The organism is Paracoccus aminophilus JCM 7686 (genome assembly GCF_000444995.1).
Lineage (GTDB): Bacteria > Pseudomonadota > Alphaproteobacteria > Rhodobacterales > Rhodobacteraceae > Paracoccus > Paracoccus aminophilus.
On sequence record NC_022049.1, the window covers coordinates 223,828 to 245,119 of the forward strand.

Genomic DNA, 21,292 nt, shown 5'->3' on the forward strand with positions numbered 1-21,292 from the left:
CCCGGCGACATCCTCGTCGGGGGGTATATTCATGACATAACTCGGATTATCCATCTCTGATAGCTCGGCCCGGGGCTCAGATGTCCTCGTCGGGATAGGGCAAATCCTCGGCGGCGACATTGATGAAATCGGGCGTGGGCGTGACCGCAAAGCGGATCGCGGAGATCTGGGTTTTCCCGTCCAGCAGGGCTTTGACCAGCCGGTGCATCCCGTCCATCACCCGGCCCTCTGCGCACAGCAGGATCGGAAAAGCGAGATCGGCTTGCGCCACCAGCGCCATATGGGCCGCGAGCGCGCGCGGCGTCGGCAGCGCCCCATCGCGAAACCACCAGTTTTCGTCGAGCTCGGCGATCGCGCGCAGATCGACCGGCGCGGGCGGGATGGATTTCGACAGCCGGATCAGCCGATGCGCGTCCCAGACAAGCACATCCGGCCCGACGGTGCGAAAGTGATATTGCTTCCTCAGCACGCCCTGCCCTCCCTCGCGCCGCAATTCCGAAAACCGCCCCCGGTCGGGGACGGTCCGGCGCGATGCTTTGCGCTTTCTCTTAGTGGGCGAAAAGGTCGAGCTCCATGACCTTCACCCAAGCCGCCACGAAATCAGCGGCAAATCTCGCCGCATTGTCGGCCTGCGCGTAGAACTCCGCCACGGCGCGCAGCTGCGAGTTCGAGCCGAAGACCAGATCGGCCCGCGTCCCCGTCCAGCGCAGCGCGCCGCTTTTGCGGTCGCGGCCCTCGAAAAGATCCGCGCCCTCGCCCACGCTGCGCCATTCGGTCGCCATATCCAGCAGGTTGACGAAGAAATCCTGCGTCAGCTGCCCCGGACGCGCGGTGAAGACGCCATGCTGGCACGCCTCGTGATTGGCGCCAAGCACGCGCAGCCCGCCGACCAGAACGGTCATTTCGGGCGCGCTCAGCGTCAAAAGCTGGGCGCGATCGATCAGCATTTCCTCGGGCGAGACGCGGTAGCGGCCATTGGTGTAGTTGCGGAAACCATCCGCCTCGGGCTCAAGCGGCGCGAAGCTTTCTGCATCGGTCTGATCGGCATGAGCATCCATCCGCCCCGGCGTGAAGGGCACGGCCAGCGGCTGGCCCGCGGCCTGCGCGGCGGCCTCGATCCCGGCCCCGCCCGCCAGCACGATCAGATCGGCGAGCGAAACCCGCTTGTCTCCGGTCTGCGCGGCGTTGAACCCGGCCTGCACCCGTTCGAGCGCCGCGAGCACGCGCGAGAGCTGCGCCGGTTGGTTGACCGCCCAGCCATTTTGCGGCGCAAGGCGGATGCGCGCGCCATTGGCACCGCCGCGCTTGTCCGAGCCGCGGAAGGTCGAGGCCGAGGCCCAGGCCGTCGCGACCAGCTCTGCCGTGCCAAGCCCGGTCGCCAGAATGTCGCGCTTGAGCTGCGCGATATCAGCCGCGTCGATCAGCGCATGGTCGCGCGCCGGGATCGGATCTTGCCAGATCAGATCCTCTTGCGGCGCCTCGGGGCCGAGATAGAGCGATTTCGGCCCCAGATCGCGGTGCAAGAGCTTGAACCAGGCGCGGGCGAAAGCCTCTGCGAAAGCCTCGGGGTTTTGGTGGAAACGGCGGGCAATCGGCTCGTAGATCGGATCAAAGCGCAGCGAGAGATCGGCCGTCGTCATGAAGGGCGCATGTTTGACCGCCGGATCATGCGCATCGGGGATCAGATCCTCGGGGCGGCAATCCTTGGCGCGCCATTGGATCGCCCCGGCCGGGCTCGTCACCTGCTCCCAGTCATAGCCGAAGAGCACGTCGAAATAGCCATTGTCCCAGCTCGTCGGATTGGGCTTCCACGCGCCCTCAAAGCCCGAGGTCGTGGTATGGACGCCCTTGCCCGAGCCCAGCCGGTTCAGCCAGCCGAGGCCCTGATCCTCGATCGCGCCGCCCTCTGGTTCGGGGCCAACCAAAGCGGGATCGCCCGCGCCATGGGCCTTGCCGAACGTATGGCCGCCCGCGATCAGCGCCACGGTTTCCTCGTCATTCATCGCCATCCGGGCAAAGGTCTCGCGCACGTCGCGCCCTGAGGCTATCGGATCGGGATTGCCGTCCGGGCCCTGCGGATTGACGTAGATGAGCCCCATCTGCACCGCCGCCAGCGGGTTCGCCAGATCGCGCTCGCCCGAATAGCGGCTCGCGGGCTTGTCCGAGGTCGCCAGCCATTCGGCCTCGGGACCCCAGTAGATATCCTCCTCGGGCGCCCAGATATCGGCGCGGCCCCCGGCGAAGCCGAAGGTCTTGAAGCCCATCGTCTCCATCGCGACATTGCCCGCGAGCAAGATCAGATCGGCCCAGGAAATCCGATTGCCGTATTTCTGCTTGATCGGCCAGAGCAGCCGCCGCGCCTTGTCGAGATTGCCATTGTCGGGCCAAGAGTTCAGCGGCGCGAAACGCTGGTTGCCGGTCGAGCCGCCGCCGCGGCCATCCGCCGTGCGATAGGTGCCAGCCGCGTGCCACGCCATGCGCACCATCAGCCCGCCGTAATGGCCCCAATCGGCGGGCCACCAGTCCTGGCTGTCTGTCATCAGCGCCGCGAGATCGCGCTTCAGCCCGGCATAATCGAGCTTCTGGAACTCGGCGCGATAATCGAAATCCGCGCCCTCGGGCGTTGAATTCGGCGTATGTTGATGCAGGATCGACAGGTCGAGCTGGTTCGGCCACCAGTCCTTGTTGCCGCGTCCGCCCAAAGTCGTCTGCGGGCGTGCGCCATGGATCACCGGGCAGCGCCCGGCGGGATTGTTTCCGTCCATTCTGATCTCCCTCGGAACAGCGGTCGAGGATCAACCGCCACAGGCCGGGCCCCTCCTCAGGCGGCGCGGCCAATCTGGCTTTGGTTTTAGGCCGGGCCGCCCTTCAGAGAAACTTGAATATTTTGATGCGGCATATAAGCTTTCCTTATGCGCAACCTCACCCTCCGCCAGATCCGCTATTTCGACGCCCTCGCCCGGCTTGGCACCTTCAGCGCCGCCGCCGATGCTTGCGCAGTGACTCAGCCCGCCTTGTCCATGCAGATCAAAGAGCTCGAAGAAAGCGCGGGCCATGCGCTTTTGGAGCGCAGCCCGCGCGGCATCCGGCTGACCGCTTTTGGCGAGATGGTGCATCAGCGCGCCCAAGCCATGCTGGCGATTGTCGATGATCTCGATGCGCTGGCGCGAGCGGCGGGACGCGAGCCTGCGGGCAAGCTGCGCCTTGGCGTCATCCCGACGATTGCGCCCTATCTGCTGCCCGCCGTCGTCACCCGGTTGGCACAGGATTTCCCCGATCTCAGCCCGATCCTGCGCGAAAGCACGACCTCGCGCCTGATGGGCGAGCTGCTGGACGGGCGGCTCGATGCGGCCATCCTCGCCCTGCCCCTCTCTGAACCCGCGCTGACCGAGATCGCGCTCTTCACCGAGCGGTTCGTCCTGATCCGCCCGGCCGAGGATGCGGGCAAGCCCGTGCCGAATCGCGACCGGCTGCGCGAGATGCGGCTTTTGCTGCTCGAAGAGGGCCATTGCTTCCGCTCGCAGGCGCTGTCCTTTTGCGACATGCCGACCAGCCAGCCGCGCGACATGCTGGACGGCAGCTCGCTCTCGACGCTGGTCCAGATGGTCGGGGTCGGCATGGGCGTCACGCTCATCCCCGAGATGGCGGTGCCGATCGAGACGCGCTCGGCCCGGGTCGCGGTCTCGCGCTTTCGCGACCCCCAGCCGCTGCGCTCGATCGGCATGGTCTGGCGCAAATCCAGTGCATTGGAGGCCCAGCTCATGCAGATTTCCGAGGTGGTGCGCGACTGCGGTCTGGGCCTGCGCGACGCCAGCGGCCTGACCAGCCTGCCGGGCTGGCGCCGCGCACCCGCGCCGCTTCCTGAACTGCCCTGACCAAGTCTTCCGTCAAAGGCCCCGGTCCCCCGCCCTGCGGAATTTCTTGATAAAAGATGGATCTTGATTGTAGCGTAAGGGCTCAGAAGCGGCGGCGGGGCATCCCGGCGACCCAGAAGAACAACGAGGCGACGTTGCGGCCAGCGGGGAGGCTGGCGCGGTGTAAGCCTTGGTCGCGACACAGAAAACGGATCACTGGACATTGGGAGGATGACCATGGTCGATATCATTTCAAAACGTGACGGACCCCGGCGCGAGGATGAGCGCGCGAGACGCCTCATCAAAGCGAATCAGGGGGCGATCACCCAGATCGCAGACCATTTGACCCAAGGCGGCTATAGCGCCTCGAAGCGCGCGCAGGCGCAGGCCGCGCAGATGCCGCCCGGGCCCGAAGGTCGGCGCATCTATGCGGTATCCTCGGGCGCGGCGGTCAGCACCGACAGCGCCGAGATTCGGATCAAGATCAGCGTGAACAACCGCGTCGTCGCCTATGACAGCGGCTCGGGACGGCAGCTTCACCTGCTGGGCGAGATCCGCCGTCAGGACGGGCTCAGCTATTTCGCACTGGCCTCGCGCGAGAATGGCTTCTTTGCGGGCCTGCCCGATGAAGTGAACGCCCCGATCGCCGAGCTTGATGGTCAGATCATCGACCAGAATTGCCCGGAAAGCCTGCTCACGCGCGAAATCTCGGACCGTCTCGGCTTCAGCTAATCTGGCGCGACCGCGGCAAGCGGCGCGCCCTGCGCGGCGTCGCTTGCCCCGATGTCGCACCCCGATTGGCGGCCAAACGACCGGACCCAACTGCCGGACCCAACCGCCGGACCTGACAGACCCGCGTCCCGACCCGCCTCACCGGCTTACCCTAGCAAGGGCGACAGCCTCGCCCCAGCCCCTTGGGAGGACTTGCATGACCGATCTGCTTTCGGGCTTTCACACCCGGACCGGCATGTTCGACGACTGGCTCGACCAGCGCGCCACCATGCGCGCCTGGGAGGATTTCCTGACCTATCGCGATATCGACCACAGCCGCACCTCTGGCGTGCGCCGCGAGATCCTTGAATCCTGGTCGCGCAGCCTCGAATCCGGCATTGATGCCACCGCCGAGCTTGCCCCGCTCGATGAAACCGAGGAATTGCTGGAGGATGCGCGCCAGAAGAACGCCGATCTGCGCGCCGCCGCCCATGCGCCTTTCGAGAAGATGGGGCCGCTTCTGGCCGGGACCAATGCGCTGCTGATCCTGACCGATGCCGAGGGGCTCGTGCTTGAACAGACCGGCGATCTGCGCACCCATAGCGCGGCGCGCGGCATCCATCTGGTGCAGGGCGGGAAATGGGACGAGGCCGCGATCGGCACCAATGGGATCGGCACCGCGATCCGCTCGGGGCGGCCGACCGTGGTCCATGCGTCCGAGCATTTCTGCCAGGGGATCAAGGCCTGGACCTGCGCGGCGGCCCCGGTGCGCGATTCGGTCGATCAGCGCATCATCGGCGTGGTCGATCTCTCGGGCCCCTCCTCGATCTTCCGGCCCCATAATGTCGCGATGATCGCCGCCGTCGCGCGCGAGATCGAGGCGGCTTTGGCCGAGCGTCAGGAGATGCGGCGCACGCGGCTTCTCGAGGTTTTCCTCGACAGCGGCCCGGCGCGCAGCAGCCGCGACGCGGTGGTCATCCTCGATCACATCGGCCGGGTGATGTATCACCGCCAGCCCTCGGTCAGCGAGGGCGCCGAGCCCGATGCGCCGAAGCTGCTGCTTGGCCAGCAATTCATCCCGCTGACCTGCTCGATGAGCGATCACGAGATCGCTCAGGCGGTCCCGGCCCATCTGCGCCCAAGCGGCATCAGCCGGCTGTTTGTCGATGGCCAGTTCAGCGGCGCCGCGCTGATCCTGCCGCCGCGCGGCGCAATGACGGCGGCCTCTGCGCCCAAAGCCATCGCGCCCGTCCGCATCCCGCCCCGCGCCGGGGCCGAGCGCGACGAGCTGTTGATGATCGGCCAATCGCCGAAATTCGTGGGCGCGGTCGATATCGCGAAACGCTCGGCGGCGGCGGCCTCGGTCGTGCTGGTCCAAGGCGAAACCGGGGTCGGCAAGGAGCTTTTCGCGCGGCTGATCCATGCCTCGGGCGGCCATCAGGGGCGCGGGCCGTTCGTCACGCTGAACTGCGGCGCGATCTCGCCCGAGCTTTTCGGTGCCGAGCTTTTCGGCCATGCCCCGGGTGCCTTCACCGGCGCGACCCGCGAGGGCAAGCCCGGCAAGTTCGAGCAGGCCGATGGCGGGGTGCTCTGCCTCGACGAGATCGGGGAAATGCCGCTCGAGTTGCAGCCCTACCTGCTGCGCGTGCTTGAACAGCGCGCGGTTTATCGCATCGGCTGCGCCAAGCGGCGTCAGGTCGATGTCCAATTGGTCGCCATGACCAACCGCGACCTGATCGCCGAGGTCGAGGCCGGGCGCTTCCGGCGCGATCTCTACTATCGGCTGGGCGCGATCACCATCGAGGTGCCGCCTTTGCGTGAGCGCCCTTGCGACATTCCCGCGCTCGCCGATCACTTCAACCGCGCGGTCGCGACGCGGCTTGGCCGCGCGCCGCTGGTCCTGTCGGATGAGGCGGCGACCTTGATGTCGGTCTATGGCTGGCCGGGCAATGTCCGCGAGATGCGCAACCTCTTCGAGCGGCTGCATCTGATGGTCACGGGCGCGATGGTCACCGCCGAGGATCTGCCGATGGCGCTGCGCACCGCGCCGGGCGCGCTGGCGCTGGCCGCCGCCCTGCCCGTCGAAGAGCCCGCCCCGGCCAATCTCACCGAGATGGAGGAACAGGCGATCCGGCGCGCGCTGATCTCTGAGGCGGGCAATCTGACGCGCGTGGCGCTTGTCCTTGGGATCTCGCGCCCGACGCTTTACCGCAAGCTGAAGACCTACGGCATCCGCCGCACCTATGAATAGGCGCTGATCACGACCGACAGCACCGCGCAAGACGCAGCCATAGAAAAAGGCGCCACCTGGAGGAGTATGGCGCCTTTTCCCAGATGATTTCAATTAGATCGCCCCATCTCAGGGCACGATCACGCCTCTCCCGGTGAAGCGCCGGTTCTTGAAATCGTCTATCGCGGTGTTGATGTCATCGAGCTTATAGGCGGTGTAATGCATCTTCACCTTGCCGTCGGAATTCAGCTCCATCAGCTCGACGAGCTCGGTGTAATCGCCGACGAGACTGCCGCCGATCTTGATCTCATTGGCAACCAGCTCCAGCGTCGGCACCTCGATCTGGCCGCCGTAGCCGACGACGATGCATTCGCCGCCCTTGCGCAGAAGCTTCCAGCAGATGTTTTCCACGCCGAGCTCGCCGACGAAATCAATCACGACATGGGCGCCGCCGCCGGTGATCTCTTTCAGCTCCTCGATGAGATTGGGCCCGCCATCGAGGATCACATCCGCGCCGAGCTCGCGGGCAAGGACCTGCGCGCCCGGCTCACGGTCAATCGCGATCAGCCGCGCGCCGCAAAGCTCGCGCAAAGATTGCAGCGCGATATGGCCGAGCCCGCCGACGCCCAGAACCGCGCACCAGCTGCCCGGCGGCAGCATCTTCGCGGCACGCTTGGCCGCGCGATAGGCGGTGATCCCGGCATCGGCCATCGGCGCGACATCCAAGGGCGCGATATTGGTGTTGAGCTTGATGAGTGAGCGTTCGTTCGTCTTGAAATATTCGGCAAACCCGCCGTCGAGCCCCAGCCCCGGAAACAGGCCATGGTCGCAATACATGTCATGGCCGTGATGGCAGCTCAGGCAAACGCCGCAGGTGCGCAACGGATGGCAGATCACCGCATCTCCGGGCTTCACCGTGCGGACATTGCTGCCGACATCCTCGACCCAGCCCGCATTCTCATGGCCCATGACATAGGGCAAAAGCGTGTTGTGCGGGTCCATGATCGGCTTCCACACGCCCTCGATGATATGCAGATCGGTGCGGCAGAGCCCCGCCGCGCCGACGCGCACGATCACCTCGTCGGGCGCGGTGATCGTCGGCGCGGGAATGTCTTCGAGCACCAGCTTCACATTCATCGCCGGATCATATTCGTAAAGTCTTGCAGCCTTCATGGCCTGCTCCTTCGGTCAAAGCGATCGCCGAGGGGCGGGCGGTCCCTGCCGCCAGCCCCGGCCTTTCATCGTCAGGGGGTCTTATTGGCGGCCCAGCCGCTCTGACCCGCCACCAAGCGCGGGACCGGCGGTCGGATCGACATAATCTTCGGCATGACCGATCAGGGTTTCCGTGGTCAGGATCAGGCAGGCAACCGAGGCCGCATTGGCCAAGGCCGAGCAAGTCACCCGCACCGGATCGACAATCCCCGCCTCGATCATGTCGCGGAAACGCCCTTCCGAGGCGTCAAAGCCCATGCCCGCCGCCGAGCGCACCACCTCCGAGATCACCGCATTCGGGTCCGAGCCGGCATTGAGCGCAATCCGCGCTAAGGGCCGGGTCAGGACCGAGCGCACCAGCTCGACCCCCGCTGCGACATCGCCCGAGGCACCCGCAACGACCTGATCCAGAAGCGGCGCAGTATGGGCGAGCGCCGAGCCGCCGCCCGGAACCACGCCCTCTTCAACCGCAGCGCGGATCGCGTAAAGCGAGTCCTCGATGAGCTGGATCTTGCGCTTTTGCTCGACCGGGGTCAGCCCGCCCGCATGGATCACCGCCGTGCCGCCCGAGAGCTTGGCCAGCCGCTCGCGCAGCTTGTCCTGCTCGATATTCGGCGGCGCGATGTCATATTGGCGCTGGACCTGCAAGCGGCGCGCGGCAATCGCGGTGGGATCACCTGCCCCGCCGATCACGGTGGTCTGTGCCGCCGACGCCCGCACCTGCCGCGCTGCGCCGAGTTGCGCGCGGGTGACGTTTTCGATCTTCTTGCCGAGATCGCGCGCGAGCACCTCGCCCCCGGTCAGGATCGCCAGATCGTCCATCAAAGCCTTGCGCCAATGGCCATATTCCGGCGGATGGACGATCAGATATTTGCCCGCAGGCGCGGCTTCCAAGAGCGTGACCACGACCTCGGGCGCAATCTCCTCGGCGACGATCAGCAGCGCGCGGCCTTCCGCATCGGCGATCTTGCGCGCGCCATCGAGCGCGGAGGGATCGAGGATCTTCTGATCGGTGAGCAGGATCAGCGGCTTTTCCAGCACCGCCTCCATCTCGTCCTGATCGGTCACCATGTGATGCGAGATATAGCCGCGCTCGAGCGACATGCCCTCGATCACCTCGAGCGTGGTCTCGACCGTGACCGAGAAATCGGCGGTGATAATGCCATCCTCGCCAACGCGGGCATGGGCTTCGGCGACGATCTCGCCCAGACGCGGATCGGTCGCGGCAATATTGGCGACCGAGCGCAGCAGGCGCGGATTGTCCTTGACCGGCACCGCCTGCGCGCGCAGCGCCTCGACGACTTTGGCGACGCCGAGCTCAATGCCGCGGCAGAGATCAACCGTGCGCGCGCCGCGCTCGGCCTGGGTGACGCCCTGCTGGATCATCGCATTGGCCAGAACGATGGCGGTGGTGGTGCCGTCGCCCGCGACCTCATTGGTCTGCATCGAGACCTCGCGCACCACCTGCGCGCCCATGTTCTCGAAACGGTCGGGCAGCTCGATTTCGGTGGCGATCGAGACCCCGTCGCGGGTGATCAGCGGCGTGCCGACCGGGCGGTCGATCATCGCATTCAGCCCCTTCGGGCCAAGCGTCGGCTCGACGGCGGCGGCAAGGCGGGCCACGCCGCGCGCCAGGGCACGACGGGCTTCGAGCGCGTGAAGCAGGAAATTCGGCATCGGGTATCCTCCCTTGTGACCGGACGCGCGCTGGCGCGCCGGTTTCCCTTCATGGTGGTGGGTTGACGTGGCTCAGCGCGCGGTATCGGGGCTGGCCGTGCGGTCCGGGGGCGGCATCCGCCCCAGAATGAAGTCGATCAGCTCGGGCTCCTCTCCCGAACGGTCAACCTCCTTGTAGCGCGTGGCGGCAAGGCCACGGCACATGGCGCCGTTGAACTCCATATTGATGCGGATCGAGCGCAGGCGCGTCAGATGCTCGGCAAAGCTCTCGACGCAAAGCGCATCGCCGCCCCAGGTCACGAAAGCCGGGTCGTCGGGCATGAGCGCCAGCCCATCGCCGACCAGAATTTCGCGGTAACGCGGTTTTTGCGCGGCGGCCTCGGGTGCCTCGGAAAGATCGAGCCGGTCGAAGCCCGCAAGCGTCAGCGCGGTGATCTTTTCCGCGCTCCAACCCAAAGCCTTGAGCCCAAGCAGCACCGCTTCCTGACGGCGCAGGAAGGCCTTTTCGCGAAAGGTCTCGCGCACTTCCGAGAGGTTCGCGCCGTCGTTCATCTCGGCAAAGACCGCATCGAAAGAGCGATCGCCATTGACCGCCTCATTGACGCGCTCGGCGTAGCAATGATCCATCAGCGTGACGCGGACCTCCTGCACCCAATCGGGCGCCAAAGCCGCGCGGCGGATGCCATCGGCCATCAGAAAGGCGAAGTTTGGCGAGCACCAATAGGTCGGCAGCCGGAAAGCGATCTCGACCGCGCCGCGCCGGATCTCCATCCGTTCGACGAAGCCCATGTTGGTGATCGGTTCGTCAAGCTCGGGGTCGGTGACGGCGCCAAGGCGCCGCCACAGGTCCCGCGCCTGCGCACCACGAATATGCGGCACGCCCATGGCTCACTCCGCCGCGATGCGGACGGGGGTCTGCGCCAGTTCTGCGCGCTTCGCCGCCACGTCGATGTCGTAAAGCCGCGCCGCATTGAGCCCGAGGATCTTCTCCTTGATCTCATCGGTCAGCTGCACGCCGCGTTCTTGCGCGATATCCTCGGGGATCTGATAGGCCCAGAGCTGCTCGACCAGCCATTGCGGCGTCCAGATCGCATAATCCGAACCGAAGAGGATTTTATCCGGGCCAAGCCAGAACAAAAGCTCCGAGATGATTTCGCCGAAATAGCGCGGGCGCGAATGGATGAAGGGTAAAGCCACGGCAAGACCGCCGTAAACATTGCTCTCTTGCGTCGCAATCCAGCAGAAATCATCAAGCCGCGGCAGGCCGCAATGTTCGATGATCCAGTTGAGCTCGAGAAAATCGGTCGCGGCATCATCGACATCGCCGACGGCAAAGGCGTCTTTCGACAAAGGCCGGATGGTCGGGCCCTTGTGGACATGGATATTTTTGATCCCGAGCTTCTGGCACAGCTCAAAGCAGCGATAGGCCGAAGGATCGGTCAGTTTCCAGCCTTTGGAATCGCCATTCCATTCGGCCGTATACATCTTGACGCCTTTGATGTCGAAAGTCTCTTTCATATAATGAATATATTCCAGAGCCTTTTCGCCATCACGCGGATCAAACGAGCCATTGACGATGAAGCGGCCAGGATTGACATCGGCCAATTGCGTCGAACGCTCGATCGAACTGAAGCCTTCCTTGTAGAAATCCTTGAGATAGGTCGATTGGATAATCGCCATATCATCCGGCCCGTCGATGAAGAGATCGCGGTAAACCTGATCCACGGTCTGTTTCTCGAACCGCGCCTTTTCCCAAAGCTCCTCTTTCGGGCTTAAGGCGGCGTGATAGGCATAGAAGCAGTCGATGAATTGCTTGCCATGCACATTGCGCTGGTTCTCCGGGCTGCCGTCCCAAAAATGGGTGTGGCAATCAAGCACGAAGACCTCTTTTCCGTCTGGCGTCTTATACATGATGTTTCTCCCTGATCCCTGATGCACGCCCCGATGTGGCGGGCTGCTTCCCTGTCGGTCATCCTTGGTCAGAGGCACGGCGCGCGCCTCTGACCGTTGTGGCTCAGATATATTCGAAGACCTCGTCCATATTGCCGAAGAGGATCACGGTATTGTCGTCGATCCGCACCATCCGGCCATAATGGGTCGAGGTATTGACCTCGAAAATCTCAGCAGTCATTTCGCGGCCGAGATATTCGCTGATATCGTCCATTTTGAAGATCAGCTTGCCCTCACCATCAATCCGGATCGTCGCCGGATTATAGGTCACAGTGACTTTCGGGTCCTGATCCATATATTCGGCAATGGCGCGCGCCTCGACCGAATCGTTCATGGTGACGCCGCATTGATGCGAGATCGTTTGCTCAAAGGTGATATCTTTCATGGACTTGAAGATATTGCTCTTCGTGCTGTCGCGTGCTGTGGTTGACATCAAATCTCTCCTCTTAGCGGCTCATGCCGATTTCGCTCAGGATATGCGCCAGCCGTTCATGCGAGGCGGCCTGAGCATCGGCGAAAGACACGGGTTTCGAATGGGGCTGCGACCAGATCGGCTGAAGCGCGGCGGCGGCTTTATCGGCCAGATCGCCGTATTTCTTGACCCAACCGTGGAACAGCGCACGATTGTGCTCGCCATGCTTTTCGTCATGGGCAAGCAGCCAGATCAGGTCGATCGTATTCGCGAGATTGCGCTCGTAATCCGCTTCGGCGGCCGAAATCACCGGAGGCGTGATAAAGTCGCTATTCGCCGCCGCCGCCTGCATCAAGAAGCCCGAGCGGAACAATTCGCCGACCAGCGGTTCAAAGATCAGGTTGATCGCGAAATATTGCTCGAGATAATCTTCCGCGCCCATGATGGTTTCAATCGCCAGACGGCAAGGCTGCCAGATCGGATCTTCAAGCCAGGCGCGTTTGCCAAGCTCATCGTCCCAGCCCTCGATATCCATGCCGATCTCGGCGAGATACAGCGTGATATCCTGCGTCAGCCGCATCTTATAGGAGGAATTGGTCAGCGTCGCATTGTTGATCATCTGGGTATAGCCATAGCGCTGCGCTTGCATCAGCGAGGTGCCAAGGCCGAATTCCACATGTTTCCACGCGCCGAGATGCTGCTGCAACACGCGCTGCCAGACTTTATCGAAAACCAGGTGACCGCCGGCTTTACGCGCATTGGCAATCACCGCTTGCACCATCGATTCAATTTTCGACTGGCGCTGATAATGGGTGCGCTCCCATTCCTGATCCGGGGCGCGGAAGGCGTGCCAATTCGACGACAGCGCCCGCGTGCTTTCCTTGACATAGGCGCCTTTGCCATCGCCAAAGCTGATGATCCAATCCTGAATCAGATAGCGTTCGGGATCGGGTTGCACGTCAACCGTCACATCCTCGTAATGGGTCGCGCGTTTGCCGCGCGGCTCGAAGTAATTGTATTTCCGGCTGGTCGAGCTTGCAAAGCTCGCCGCGCCTGCGGCGCCGGATGCGACTTGATTGGCGGTTGCTGCCATTGGTCTTTCTCCCTTGGTTTTTTGGTGTCACGCGGCTTTGTTGCGCTACTCGGCTCGAGGCCGCACGTATCCCTTTCCCAGATATCTTCAGTGCATGCGGAAGGTCTCGGGCGTGCCGAGTGAAGTGAAGCGGTTCATGAGTGCGATGCGGATTTGAACCTCTGCATCCTGCCTGTCGAAGTCTCTGGCCATGATGCGCTCGCCCAGAAGTTTGAGGCATCGCATCTTGGCCTCGACGCGACTTCGTCGGTGATATCCGGACCATTTCTTCCAGTTCGCCCGACCGAACCGTTTGCAGGCACGTAGCGCCTCATTTCGCGCCTGCAGGCCGGGATCATGGCCCTTCCAGTCCCTGGCATTTCGTCGCGGAGGTATGATCGCATCGGCACCTCGGGCTGCGATGGCGGTGTGACACCCTTTGGTGTCATAGATGCCGTCGGCGGTGACGCTGCCGATCCGCTCTTGCATCGGGATCTGCGCCAGCAAGTCGGGCAGAACGGGCGCATCGCCGATACGGTTGCTGGTCATCTCGACGGCTCGCACTTCCAGCGTATCAGCGTCGATACCTATGTGGATCTTGCGCCATTGCCTGCGGCGGCTGGCTCCATGTTTACGAACCTGCCACTCGCCTTCCCCTGAGAACTTGATCCCGGTGCTGTCCACCAGCAGATGCAGCGGCCCGGACGCCGCACGATATGGGATCTGCACCTTCAGGTGCTTCTGCCTGCGACAGAGCGTCGTGTAATCCGGCACCGGCCAGTCAAACCCGCTCAGAGCAAGAAGGCTCTCCACAAACCCAGTCGTCTGCCGCAGCGGCAGCCCGAACAGCACCTTGATCGACAGGCAGAATTGTATGGCCGCTGCCGAAAACCTCTCAGGATGACCCGCCTTGCCGCTCGGCACCGCAAACCATGCCATCTCCGGGTCAAACCACACCATCAGGGAGCCGCGACGCTTCAGAGCCTGACTGTAGCTGGACCAGTTCGTCGTGCGGAAAAGGGGGACAGGCTTGCTCATACGGTCAATCTAACCCGCTGACTCACAAACATGAACCGCCGACCCGAGGGATAGCGCAACAAAGCCGTGTCACGCAGAAAGCGGTCAGGCCGGGTCAATGGCCGGAGGCGCCCGAAGTCGTGGTGAACTTGTCGTAGAAAATCCGCTCGCTTTCGAAATCGAGCATGAAGAGCGTCGGCGTCAGCGCGTCGATCATCGGCGGCGGGCCGCAGGCATAGACATCGCCCTGCCCCTCGAGCCCGAGCGCCTTCAGCTTGCGATCGACCGCCTCATGGACAAAGCCGCGCTCGCCGCTCCAGCCGCCGTCTTCGGGGGCGTGGGAGAGGACCGGGATGAACTCGACCGACGGGTTGTCGGCCACGATCCGGGCCAGCTCGTCGAGGTGGAAGAGATCGTCTTCCGTCCGCGCGCCGTAGAAGAAATAGACCGGACGATCCTCGCCGCTGGTCAGATGGTCGTGCAGGATCGACCAGACCGGCGACATGCCCGAGCCCGCGCCGACCAGCACCACCGGCCCCGCGCGCCCCTCGCGGCGAAAGCACATGCCATAGGGGCCAACGACGCTCACTTTTGCTCCGGCCCGGATTCCTCCGTTGTCGAGCTCGTTGGAGAACTTTCCTTCGGGGTATTTTTTGATGATGAAGGAGAGCTTCTGGGTTTCGCTCGGCGGATTTGCCATGGAGAACGAACGCGTGATCGTCTCCCCTTCTTCCGTGGTGACTGTGATGTCGACATACTGACCCGCCCAGAACTTGAGCGGCGCGTTCAGCTCGATCTCGACGCCGCGAATGTCATGCGTGAGCTTGCGGAAATCCGTGATCTGCCCGTCGAACTGCTTGACGGGGATGGATTTCGACAGGACCTCCTCGTCATAGTTCAGCAGGTCGATCGTCAGATTGTCGAAAGCCTTGGCCCGGCACATCAGGATCTGGCCGCTGTCGCGGTCGCCGTCATTCAGCGCGAAGGTGGAATATTTGAGCATCTCGACCTCGCCGTCGAGAAGGACGCATTTGCAGGCCGAGCATTGCCCCTCCTTGCATCCGTGGGGCAACGCGATCCCTTGGCGGAAGGCGGCGTCGAGGACGGTTTCATCCTCATCGACCTCGAATTCCACACCCACAGGTTCCAGCCTTACGGTGTAAACCTCTCCCATTCTGTCCGGCCTCCTCGCCGTCAGTTCGGCAGCCCGAGGGCCGCCCCAGTCTTTGCTGGTCACAGTCAATTCAGGTGAAGGACGGGGGCAGTCTGGCCCCCGCCGGGCCCGCTCAGTTGCAGGGGTTGATGGTGAAGCCCGCCTTGTATTCGGCGATGTGCTGGGCACGCGCCTCGGGGGTCATTTCGCGCAGCAAGGTCAGCGGCGACAGCAAGGTATGGCCGCGCACATCGTCGAGCGTCCACATATCCTTGTTGTCGAAACGCAGATGCGGCTGCGGCACCAGGGTCTTGCCGTCGTCGCGCACGAAGTTCAGGTCCTTGATCGCATCGGCGAGATCCCAGCCGTGATAGAGCGATTCCCATTCGCGCCGCCCCGAGAAGCGGCCCATCGCCGGGGTCGGACGGCCCTGATATTCGCCCGAGAAGGCCTCGACGGCGGTCCAGCGGTCGAGCTCATGGGCGAAGGTGTGGATCTGCCCGTCGATTTCGTCGACGACCATATCTTCGCGAATGACGCAGGGCACGAGGCACGACCAGCAGCGATGCGGATAGACATAGCCGGTTTCCTCGTTGAAGGTGATGACCTTCGAGCCCGGCTTCGAGAGCTTCGCATACCATTTCCAGAACTCGCCGAACTGCGCATACCAGCCGGGATATTTCTGCTCGAACCACTCGAAATCCTTGTCGGTCTGGGCCTCGATGCGCCAGAAGTTCACCGGCCAGCCAACCGCGAAGAATTGCGCGACCTTGTGGACGTAATGCTTCTGCGTGATGCGGTTCCAGGCTTCCTGGACATCGTCGTGATGGACTTTGATGCCGTATTTTTCGAGCGGAAGCATATAGGTGCGGTAATAATCCTCGAAAATCCAGCGGTGCCACATCTCCGCGTAGGATTCTTTCTCCTTGTCGCGGTTGGTGGTGCCATATTCGATCAGCGTGCCGATGGCGGCGTCGACGATGGCGTGGTTTTGCCAGAAGGCGTAACGCAGATCGCGCTCGAGAAGCTGGTGGTTTTCCGGCTCTTTCAGCGCGGCCATCAAGAGCGAGTGGCCGTTGCCGATATGGCGGCTTTCGTCCGACTGCACCGAGAGGAACACGGTCGGCAGCGCATAGTCACCATTGCGCGCCGCTTCCGAGGGCATGGCCACGAAGAGCGTGTTGGTGAAGGCGGTTTCGGCGACGACGGTCAGATACATGCAGGCCGAGGTCATCACGTCTCCGGTGATGAAGCCCTCGCCGAACTGGCGCCCGATCGTGGTGGCATAGCATTTTCCGAAGGCTTCTTCGGTGATGTCGAACCCGGCCGGGTCGATGTAGTTCTCCATATACCATTTCTTCAGGTTCATCTGAATCGTGGAATGGCGGAATTCATCGACCATCTGCATGGTAAAGCCGGTGCGCAGATCCTCGCCCGGCGCGATGCGGGCGACCATCGCCATGGCGCGCGCGGCCGAGATCTCCGGGAAGGGGATGATCGCCAGGAAGAGCTTCATCCATTCGACCCAGCGCGGCTCGACATTGCGGAACATATCGCCGCGCAGCGCCGCATCGAGCGCGCCATAAACGCGGTTGTCCTTTTCTTCCTGCATCGGGAAATAGGACCGCAGCACCTGTTTCATCGGATCGCGCGGGGCTTTGGCGATCTTGTAATCGGTCGGGAAGGTCGCGGCTTCCTGGACATAGCTGGGGTTCCAGCCAAGATCCGAGATCTTCTTCGTGGCTTCGCCGACCGAGATCCCGCGCTGCGCGGTGATCTTGTTGAGCGTGAGTTGCGTCATGCCATGAGTCTCCTGATGTTGACGGCAGGACGGGCGCGTCCGTGCCGGTGGGCGGGTCATCCGCCCGGGGTGTCAGGCCAGCAGGCCGGTTCAGGTCACGGCAAAGGTTGCGGGCATCGGGCGTCTCCGAAACCGACCGCATTCTGCCGCCGTCGTCAGAGGACCCCCGGGTCTCCTCCCAGTCCTTCGTTCTTGAGGCGCTCGCCCCGATCTGAAGGTGATCGGTGAGGCGCCATATTGTTGGAGGGGATACATGCAGGACCTGTGCCAAAGCGGCGAAAGCGCCCGAATATTTGCGCAAACGGTCCGCAATTTTCCGGTAATGGTTTGAAACGGAAAGGTTTATTTTTCGTTTATTTTTTCGCGGGGCCGGGGGGTGGGCCAAATCGGGCGAAGCGTCCGGGCGTTCCAGAATGATACAAGTGTTACACGTCGCACGGACAGTGTTGCGCGCAACTGTAACACCCCCCGCGATACCGCCGATTCCGGGGTGATTCCGGACTGATTCGGGGCCTTTCCGCCGCGATTGAGACCGGCGCAGCAGGGTGAAAAATCCTGCTGCGCTGCGGCATGTAACTCTGGCTGAAAACTGTAATGGCCGAGCGGAACAAAACGTTACATTCGTAAGGCAAAATCCGATTTTTATCATTTATAATCATTGCCTTGTGCGGTTAATTTCTTTGCAGCCCCCGCCCCGCGCCTGTTAGGCTGAGAGGGTTCACCCGGCCCTTTTGCCGGCCCGTCAAAGGCGTTTTCAGATGTCCCCGCAACCGCAAGTCACCAAGGTCCGAGCCCGCAGCGCCGCAAGGGGCTCAGTGCTGGGCTCAGCAATGCTGGGCTCAGTGCCGCCCGCCTGCCTGAGCCGCGCCGGGCAGAAAGCTCCAGATCGCGGCCAGATCCTCGCGCATGGCGCGATGGGCCAAGGCCAGAACCGCCTCGCGCGTGGCGTCATCCAGCGCGGCCAAGGCCTCATGGACCTCGGCGGCCTTTTCGGGGCGCGCGCCGTCGCGCGCCGCGTCAGCGGCAAGGCTCAGCGCATGATCCGCGCCCAGATGCGCCGTGGCGGCATCGGCGACGGCGCGCAGAAAACGAAGCTCGGGGGACAGATCCTGCATCTGCTTCTCCTGTCGCGGGGACGGTTGGGCGGCGAATGGGGGGCACCATGACAAACGCGCCGCGCAGCCCGCAAGAGATTCTTGCCGATCAGTTTCGCATCACCGCCGAGATTAGCGCCCAGACCGGCGAGTATCACCGCCTGCTGCAAAAATGCGCGGCCTGCGCCTTCGCGCGCCAGATGGCCGAGGACGGCCCCGCATCCGATCTGGCTGAAGCCGAGGCCGCCGAGGCCGAAGCCCACCGGATCGCCGAGATCTCCGCCGCGACCATTGCCGGGCTCGAGGCCGAGCTCTCCGCCCTCGGGCGCGAGCTTGCCGCGCTCAACCCGGGCCACGCGCGCAACAACGACCACAGGAGGATGACATGACACTCACCGAGGCGCCGCCCCGCGCCGTGCCCCCCCAAAATGCCCCCGCCCCGACCGGGCAATCCGCGCTGTTCGATCTTCTCGCGCGCAGCTGGTCGCTTGACGCCCCGATCCGCGCGGTCGCGCTCGACCGGCAAGGCAAGGCCGCAGCCTTCGCGCTTGCAGATGGCCGCATCGCGCTGATGGCGCTTGAGGACGAGGAATCCGCCCTCTCGCGGATGCGGGTCGAGGCCGATTCCGGGCGCAGCACCATCCGCCCGCGCGGAAAGCCGGTGGCCCAGCCGATCCTGACGCCCGCCCTGGCCGAGGGCGCGCCGCTGCTCGCAGTCTCGGGGCTGATCGGCTTCATCGCGGCCAGCGCCGACGGGCGGCTGCATCGGGTGACGCCGCGCGGCCAGATCATCGCTTTGACCGATCGGCGCGACCCGATCTTCGCCATCGCCTCGGATCAGGCCGGGCGGCTTGCGCTGGCGCGGGCGGACCGGGTCGATCTTCATGCCGAAGAGGGCATGGTCCGGCAGGCCGATCTGGCCACACCCGATCCGGCGACCGCGCTGGCCTTTGCGCCCGGCGACGGCACGCTGGCGGTGATGAGCGCCGCCGGGCTGAGGCTGTTTTCTCTGGGAAAAATGCCCGAAGAGCGCCCTGAGAGCCTGCCGCTTGGCGGGCGCGGCGCGCTGGTCTTTTCCGGCGATGGCCATTGGCTCGCGGGCGCGAATGGTCAGGACGGGATCTGGCTTCTCAGCCGTGCCGATGGCCGGATCGCGCGGATCGGCAAGTTCCGCGCCCCGCCCGCAAGCCTTGCCTTCGCCGCGACCCAAACCGCCAACACCGCCACCCCCACAGCAGGCGGCGCGGTCTTTGCCTCGGGTGCGTTTCGCGCGGCGGGCTGGGCGCTTGCCACACCGCCTTTCGAAAGCGAGACCACCGGCGCGCTGAAAACCGGCCGCCCGGGCCTTGTGCTGATCGAACAGATCGCCGCCCATCCGCGCCGCGACCTGATTGCAATCGGCACCGCCGATGGCGCGGTCACGCTCGCCCGCGTCGGCCAGAGCGCGGATATGCCCCTGCGTCAGGCCGATGGCAGCGCGGTGACCGCGCTTTGCTGGTCGGCGGATGGGCTCCATCTGGTGATTGGCACCGCCTCGGGTCAGGCGGCGCTGGTGACTTTGCCCGAACAGATCTTCAAATGAGGAAAGGACAGGATATGACCGAAGCCCAAAGAGAGCTCAGCCCCGAAGAGGCCAGCAAGGACGCGTTTTTCGGCCGGATCGCCGAGATCTCGCAAGAGATGATCGCGGCTCATGGCAAGGATTTCGCCATGGGAACGCTGGTGCTCGCGGCGCGCTGGATCGCCAGCGACCGGATCAACCCGGCGGGCGAGGCCTCTGGCGCGATGAGCCCGCATTAAGCCTGCCGCGATGACGGTCCGCTCGCGCCTGATCCAAAGGCCGCAGCAGAGCCTTGGCTTTCGCCAGATTCAGGCGGTGAACCTGCTGCGGCTCTCGAATGAGGATCTGACCGCCGATCTGGCGCGGCGCGCGGCGGCGAACCCGTTTTTGCGCCTGCGCCTGCCCGCCGCGCCCGGTTTTGCCGGCGACGAGCCCGCCAGCGCGGCGGAGGGGCTTTACGCCCATGTCCTCGCGCAACTGCGGCTGATCCGTGCTGCGCGCGAGGATGAGCCGCTTGCGCTCGCCTTCGTCGAGGCTTTGGACGGCAATGGCTGGCTCGACCGTCCGGTTGCGGCGATCGCGGCCGGGCTCGGGCGTTCGCTTGCGGCGGCCGAGGCGATGCTTGGCGCGCTGCAGCAGGCGGTCGAGCCGGTCGGGCTTTTTGCCCGCGATCTCGCCGATTGCCTGCGCCTTCAGGCGGTCGAGCGCGAGGTGCTGACCCCGGCGCTTGCGGCGGTTCTGGACCGTCTCGATTTGCTGGCCACGGGCGCCGCTGCGGCGGTGGCGGCGGCAAGCGGGTTTGCGGCGGGCGAGATCGCGCAGGCTTTGGCGCAGATCCGGCGGCTCGATCCGCGTCCGGGGCGGGCCTTCGCCAGCAGCGCGACGCCAATCCGCGCGCCCGATGTCATCGTTTCACGCGCGGGGCCGGACTGGCGGATCGAGCTCAATCGCTCGACCCTGCCCGAGCTGCGCCTTGCCCCGGCCAATGTCACGGCCAATGTTACGGACAGGGAGATGGGCGGCGAGATGCGCGCCATCCGCGCCGAGGCCGAATGGCTTGCCAATCTGGTCGAGCGGCGCAACCGCACCGTGCTCGCGGTCTCGCGCGCGGTACTGATGCGGCAGCGCGGTTTTCTCGACCACGGGCCGCGCGGGCTTTTGTCGCTCACCCGCTTCGAGATCGCCGTGGCGCTTGGTCTGCATGACAGCACGGTCGGGCGGGTTGCGCGCGATCTGCTGGTCGAGACGCCGCATGGTCTGCGCAGCCTGTGCAGCCTCTTTTCCAGCCGCCCGGCTGGGACCGAAAAGACGCGCGATCTGCCCGCTGCCGAGGCTTTGCGGCTGCGGCTCGCGCAGCTGGTCGCGGCGGAAGATCCCCGCGCGCCGCTGGATGACGCCGCCTTGGCCGAGATTTTGGGCCGAGAGGGCGCAAGCCTTGCGCGGCGCACCATCGCCAAATATCGCGATCAATTGGGCATCGCGCCAAGCCATCAGCGCCGCGCCCGAAGCTGAACGCCCCCCGATCCGCCCCCGACCTGCCCCAGTAAA

At 64.3% G+C, this 21,292-nt stretch carries 19 protein-coding genes; 7 read left to right on the top strand and 12 right to left on the bottom strand.

Features of this window, described 5'->3' with window-relative positions:
* Positions 1–76 precede the first annotated feature (76 nt).
* Complete coding sequence (locus JCM7686_RS19150; RefSeq protein ID WP_020952374.1) at positions 77–466, bottom strand: hypothetical protein; 390 nt, start codon at positions 464–466, stop codon at positions 77–79.
* Positions 467–548: 82 nt separating this feature from the next.
* A complete protein-coding gene (gene katG, locus JCM7686_RS19155; protein ID WP_020952375.1) occupies positions 549–2,765 on the bottom strand; it encodes a catalase/peroxidase HPI in 2,217 nt (738 codons plus the stop codon).
* Positions 2,766–2,912: 147 nt separating this feature from the next.
* Here katG and JCM7686_RS19160 point away from each other — a divergent pair, with 147 nt between their 5' ends.
* The 3 genes from JCM7686_RS19160 to JCM7686_RS19170 all read left to right on the top strand — a co-directional run bounded on the left by JCM7686_RS19160 (position 2,913) and on the right by JCM7686_RS19170 (position 6,816).
* A complete protein-coding gene (locus tag JCM7686_RS19160; RefSeq protein WP_020952376.1) occupies positions 2,913–3,875 on the top strand; it encodes a hydrogen peroxide-inducible genes activator in 963 nt (320 codons plus the stop codon).
* A gap of 216 nt (positions 3,876–4,091) precedes the next feature.
* The gene (locus JCM7686_RS19165; protein ID WP_020952377.1) at positions 4,092–4,586 is read left to right on the top strand and encodes a hypothetical protein; all 495 of its coding nucleotides are present in this window, start codon (positions 4,092–4,094) and stop codon (positions 4,584–4,586) included.
* 196 nt (positions 4,587–4,782) lie between these two features.
* Positions 4,783–6,816 carry a sigma-54-dependent Fis family transcriptional regulator gene (locus JCM7686_RS19170; RefSeq protein ID WP_020952378.1) on the top strand — a complete coding sequence of 678 codons (2,034 nt, stop codon included), beginning with the start codon at positions 4,783–4,785 and terminating at the stop codon, positions 6,814–6,816.
* Between the two features lie 108 nt (positions 6,817–6,924).
* Here JCM7686_RS19170 and JCM7686_RS19175 read toward each other — a convergent pair whose 3' ends face one another.
* The 10 genes from JCM7686_RS19175 to JCM7686_RS19220 all read right to left on the bottom strand — a co-directional run bounded on the left by JCM7686_RS19175 (position 6,925) and on the right by JCM7686_RS19220 (position 18,204).
* Positions 6,925–7,968 (bottom strand): NAD(P)-dependent alcohol dehydrogenase, encoded by a 1,044-nt coding sequence (locus tag JCM7686_RS19175; RefSeq protein WP_020952379.1) that lies wholly within the window; start codon positions 7,966–7,968, stop codon positions 6,925–6,927.
* Between the two features lie 81 nt (positions 7,969–8,049).
* A complete protein-coding gene (gene groEL, locus JCM7686_RS19180) occupies positions 8,050–9,684 on the bottom strand; it encodes a molecular chaperone GroEL (protein WP_020952380.1) in 1,635 nt (544 codons plus the stop codon).
* A gap of 72 nt (positions 9,685–9,756) precedes the next feature.
* Positions 9,757–10,569 carry an iron-sulfur cluster assembly protein gene (locus JCM7686_RS19185; RefSeq protein WP_020952381.1) on the bottom strand — a complete coding sequence of 271 codons (813 nt, stop codon included), beginning with the start codon at positions 10,567–10,569 and terminating at the stop codon, positions 9,757–9,759.
* A 3-nt stretch (positions 10,570–10,572) separates the two neighbouring features.
* On the bottom strand, positions 10,573–11,595 hold the full coding sequence (locus tag JCM7686_RS19190) for an amidohydrolase family protein (RefSeq protein ID WP_020952382.1): 1,023 nt from the start codon (positions 11,593–11,595) through the stop codon (positions 10,573–10,575).
* A 103-nt stretch (positions 11,596–11,698) separates the two neighbouring features.
* On the bottom strand, positions 11,699–12,067 hold the full coding sequence (locus tag JCM7686_RS19195) for an MmoB/DmpM family protein (protein WP_020952383.1): 369 nt from the start codon (positions 12,065–12,067) through the stop codon (positions 11,699–11,701).
* A gap of 13 nt (positions 12,068–12,080) precedes the next feature.
* Positions 12,081–13,139, bottom strand: a complete 1,059-nt coding sequence (locus JCM7686_RS19200) for a ferritin family protein (RefSeq protein WP_020952384.1) — start codon at positions 13,137–13,139, stop codon at positions 12,081–12,083.
* 87 nt (positions 13,140–13,226) lie between these two features.
* Entirely contained in the window at positions 13,227–14,156 is a 930-nt protein-coding gene (locus tag JCM7686_RS19205) for an IS5-like element ISPam1 family transposase (RefSeq protein WP_020952385.1), read from the bottom strand.
* 94 nt (positions 14,157–14,250) lie between these two features.
* Entirely contained in the window at positions 14,251–15,309 is a 1,059-nt protein-coding gene (locus JCM7686_RS19210; protein ID WP_020952386.1) for an NADH:ubiquinone reductase (Na(+)-transporting) subunit F, read from the bottom strand.
* A gap of 112 nt (positions 15,310–15,421) precedes the next feature.
* The gene (locus tag JCM7686_RS19215) at positions 15,422–17,089 is read right to left on the bottom strand and encodes a ferritin family protein (RefSeq protein ID WP_020952387.1); all 1,668 of its coding nucleotides are present in this window, start codon (positions 17,087–17,089) and stop codon (positions 15,422–15,424) included.
* Between the two features lie 839 nt (positions 17,090–17,928).
* On the bottom strand, positions 17,929–18,204 hold the full coding sequence (locus JCM7686_RS19220; RefSeq protein ID WP_020952388.1) for a hypothetical protein: 276 nt from the start codon (positions 18,202–18,204) through the stop codon (positions 17,929–17,931).
* 47 nt (positions 18,205–18,251) lie between these two features.
* On the opposite strand from JCM7686_RS19220, the gene JCM7686_RS19225 reads away from it, so the two are divergent.
* Genes JCM7686_RS19225 through JCM7686_RS19240 form a run of 4 tightly spaced genes read left to right on the top strand, consistent with a single transcriptional unit; the run spans position 18,252 to position 21,256 of the window.
* A complete protein-coding gene (locus tag JCM7686_RS19225; RefSeq protein WP_020952389.1) occupies positions 18,252–18,572 on the top strand; it encodes a hypothetical protein in 321 nt (106 codons plus the stop codon).
* Complete coding sequence (locus tag JCM7686_RS19230; RefSeq protein WP_051201704.1) at positions 18,569–19,765, top strand: WD40 repeat domain-containing protein; 1,197 nt, start codon at positions 18,569–18,571, stop codon at positions 19,763–19,765. The genes JCM7686_RS19225 and JCM7686_RS19230 overlap by 4 nt, the downstream gene beginning before the upstream one ends.
* A gap of 14 nt (positions 19,766–19,779) precedes the next feature.
* Positions 19,780–19,983 carry a hypothetical protein gene (locus tag JCM7686_RS19235; protein ID WP_020952391.1) on the top strand — a complete coding sequence of 68 codons (204 nt, stop codon included), beginning with the start codon at positions 19,780–19,782 and terminating at the stop codon, positions 19,981–19,983.
* 10 nt (positions 19,984–19,993) lie between these two features.
* Positions 19,994–21,256 (top strand): RNA polymerase factor sigma-54, encoded by a 1,263-nt coding sequence (locus JCM7686_RS19240; RefSeq protein ID WP_020952392.1) that lies wholly within the window; start codon positions 19,994–19,996, stop codon positions 21,254–21,256.
* The last annotated feature ends 36 nt before the right edge of the window (positions 21,257–21,292 follow it).

Excerpts from the sequence above, each read along its gene's own strand:
- katG (WP_020952375.1), bottom strand. The coding sequence starts at position 2,765 with ATGGACGGAAACAATCCCGCCGGGCGCTGCCCGGTGATCCATGGCGCA.
- JCM7686_RS19160 (WP_020952376.1), top strand. The coding sequence starts at position 2,913 with ATGCGCAACCTCACCCTCCGCCAGATCCGCTATTTCGACGCCCTCGCC.
- JCM7686_RS19165 (WP_020952377.1), top strand. The coding sequence starts at position 4,092 with ATGGTCGATATCATTTCAAAACGTGACGGACCCCGGCGCGAGGATGAG.
- JCM7686_RS19170 (WP_020952378.1), top strand. The coding sequence starts at position 4,783 with ATGACCGATCTGCTTTCGGGCTTTCACACCCGGACCGGCATGTTCGAC.
- JCM7686_RS19175 (WP_020952379.1), bottom strand. The coding sequence starts at position 7,968 with ATGAAGGCTGCAAGACTTTACGAATATGATCCGGCGATGAATGTGAAG.
- groEL (WP_020952380.1), bottom strand. The coding sequence starts at position 9,684 with ATGCCGAATTTCCTGCTTCACGCGCTCGAAGCCCGTCGTGCCCTGGCG.
- JCM7686_RS19185 (WP_020952381.1), bottom strand. The coding sequence starts at position 10,569 with ATGGGCGTGCCGCATATTCGTGGTGCGCAGGCGCGGGACCTGTGGCGG.
- JCM7686_RS19190 (WP_020952382.1), bottom strand. The coding sequence starts at position 11,595 with ATGTATAAGACGCCAGACGGAAAAGAGGTCTTCGTGCTTGATTGCCAC.
- JCM7686_RS19195 (WP_020952383.1), bottom strand. The coding sequence starts at position 12,067 with ATGTCAACCACAGCACGCGACAGCACGAAGAGCAATATCTTCAAGTCC.
- JCM7686_RS19200 (WP_020952384.1), bottom strand. The coding sequence starts at position 13,139 with ATGGCAGCAACCGCCAATCAAGTCGCATCCGGCGCCGCAGGCGCGGCG.
- JCM7686_RS19205 (WP_020952385.1), bottom strand. The coding sequence starts at position 14,156 with ATGAGCAAGCCTGTCCCCCTTTTCCGCACGACGAACTGGTCCAGCTAC.
- JCM7686_RS19210 (WP_020952386.1), bottom strand. The coding sequence starts at position 15,309 with ATGGGAGAGGTTTACACCGTAAGGCTGGAACCTGTGGGTGTGGAATTC.
- JCM7686_RS19215 (WP_020952387.1), bottom strand. The coding sequence starts at position 17,089 with ATGACGCAACTCACGCTCAACAAGATCACCGCGCAGCGCGGGATCTCG.
- JCM7686_RS19220 (WP_020952388.1), bottom strand. The coding sequence starts at position 18,204 with ATGCAGGATCTGTCCCCCGAGCTTCGTTTTCTGCGCGCCGTCGCCGAT.
- JCM7686_RS19225 (WP_020952389.1), top strand. The coding sequence starts at position 18,252 with ATGACAAACGCGCCGCGCAGCCCGCAAGAGATTCTTGCCGATCAGTTT.
- JCM7686_RS19230 (WP_051201704.1), top strand. The coding sequence starts at position 18,569 with ATGACACTCACCGAGGCGCCGCCCCGCGCCGTGCCCCCCCAAAATGCC.
- JCM7686_RS19235 (WP_020952391.1), top strand. The coding sequence starts at position 19,780 with ATGACCGAAGCCCAAAGAGAGCTCAGCCCCGAAGAGGCCAGCAAGGAC.
- JCM7686_RS19240 (WP_020952392.1), top strand. The coding sequence starts at position 19,994 with ATGACGGTCCGCTCGCGCCTGATCCAAAGGCCGCAGCAGAGCCTTGGC.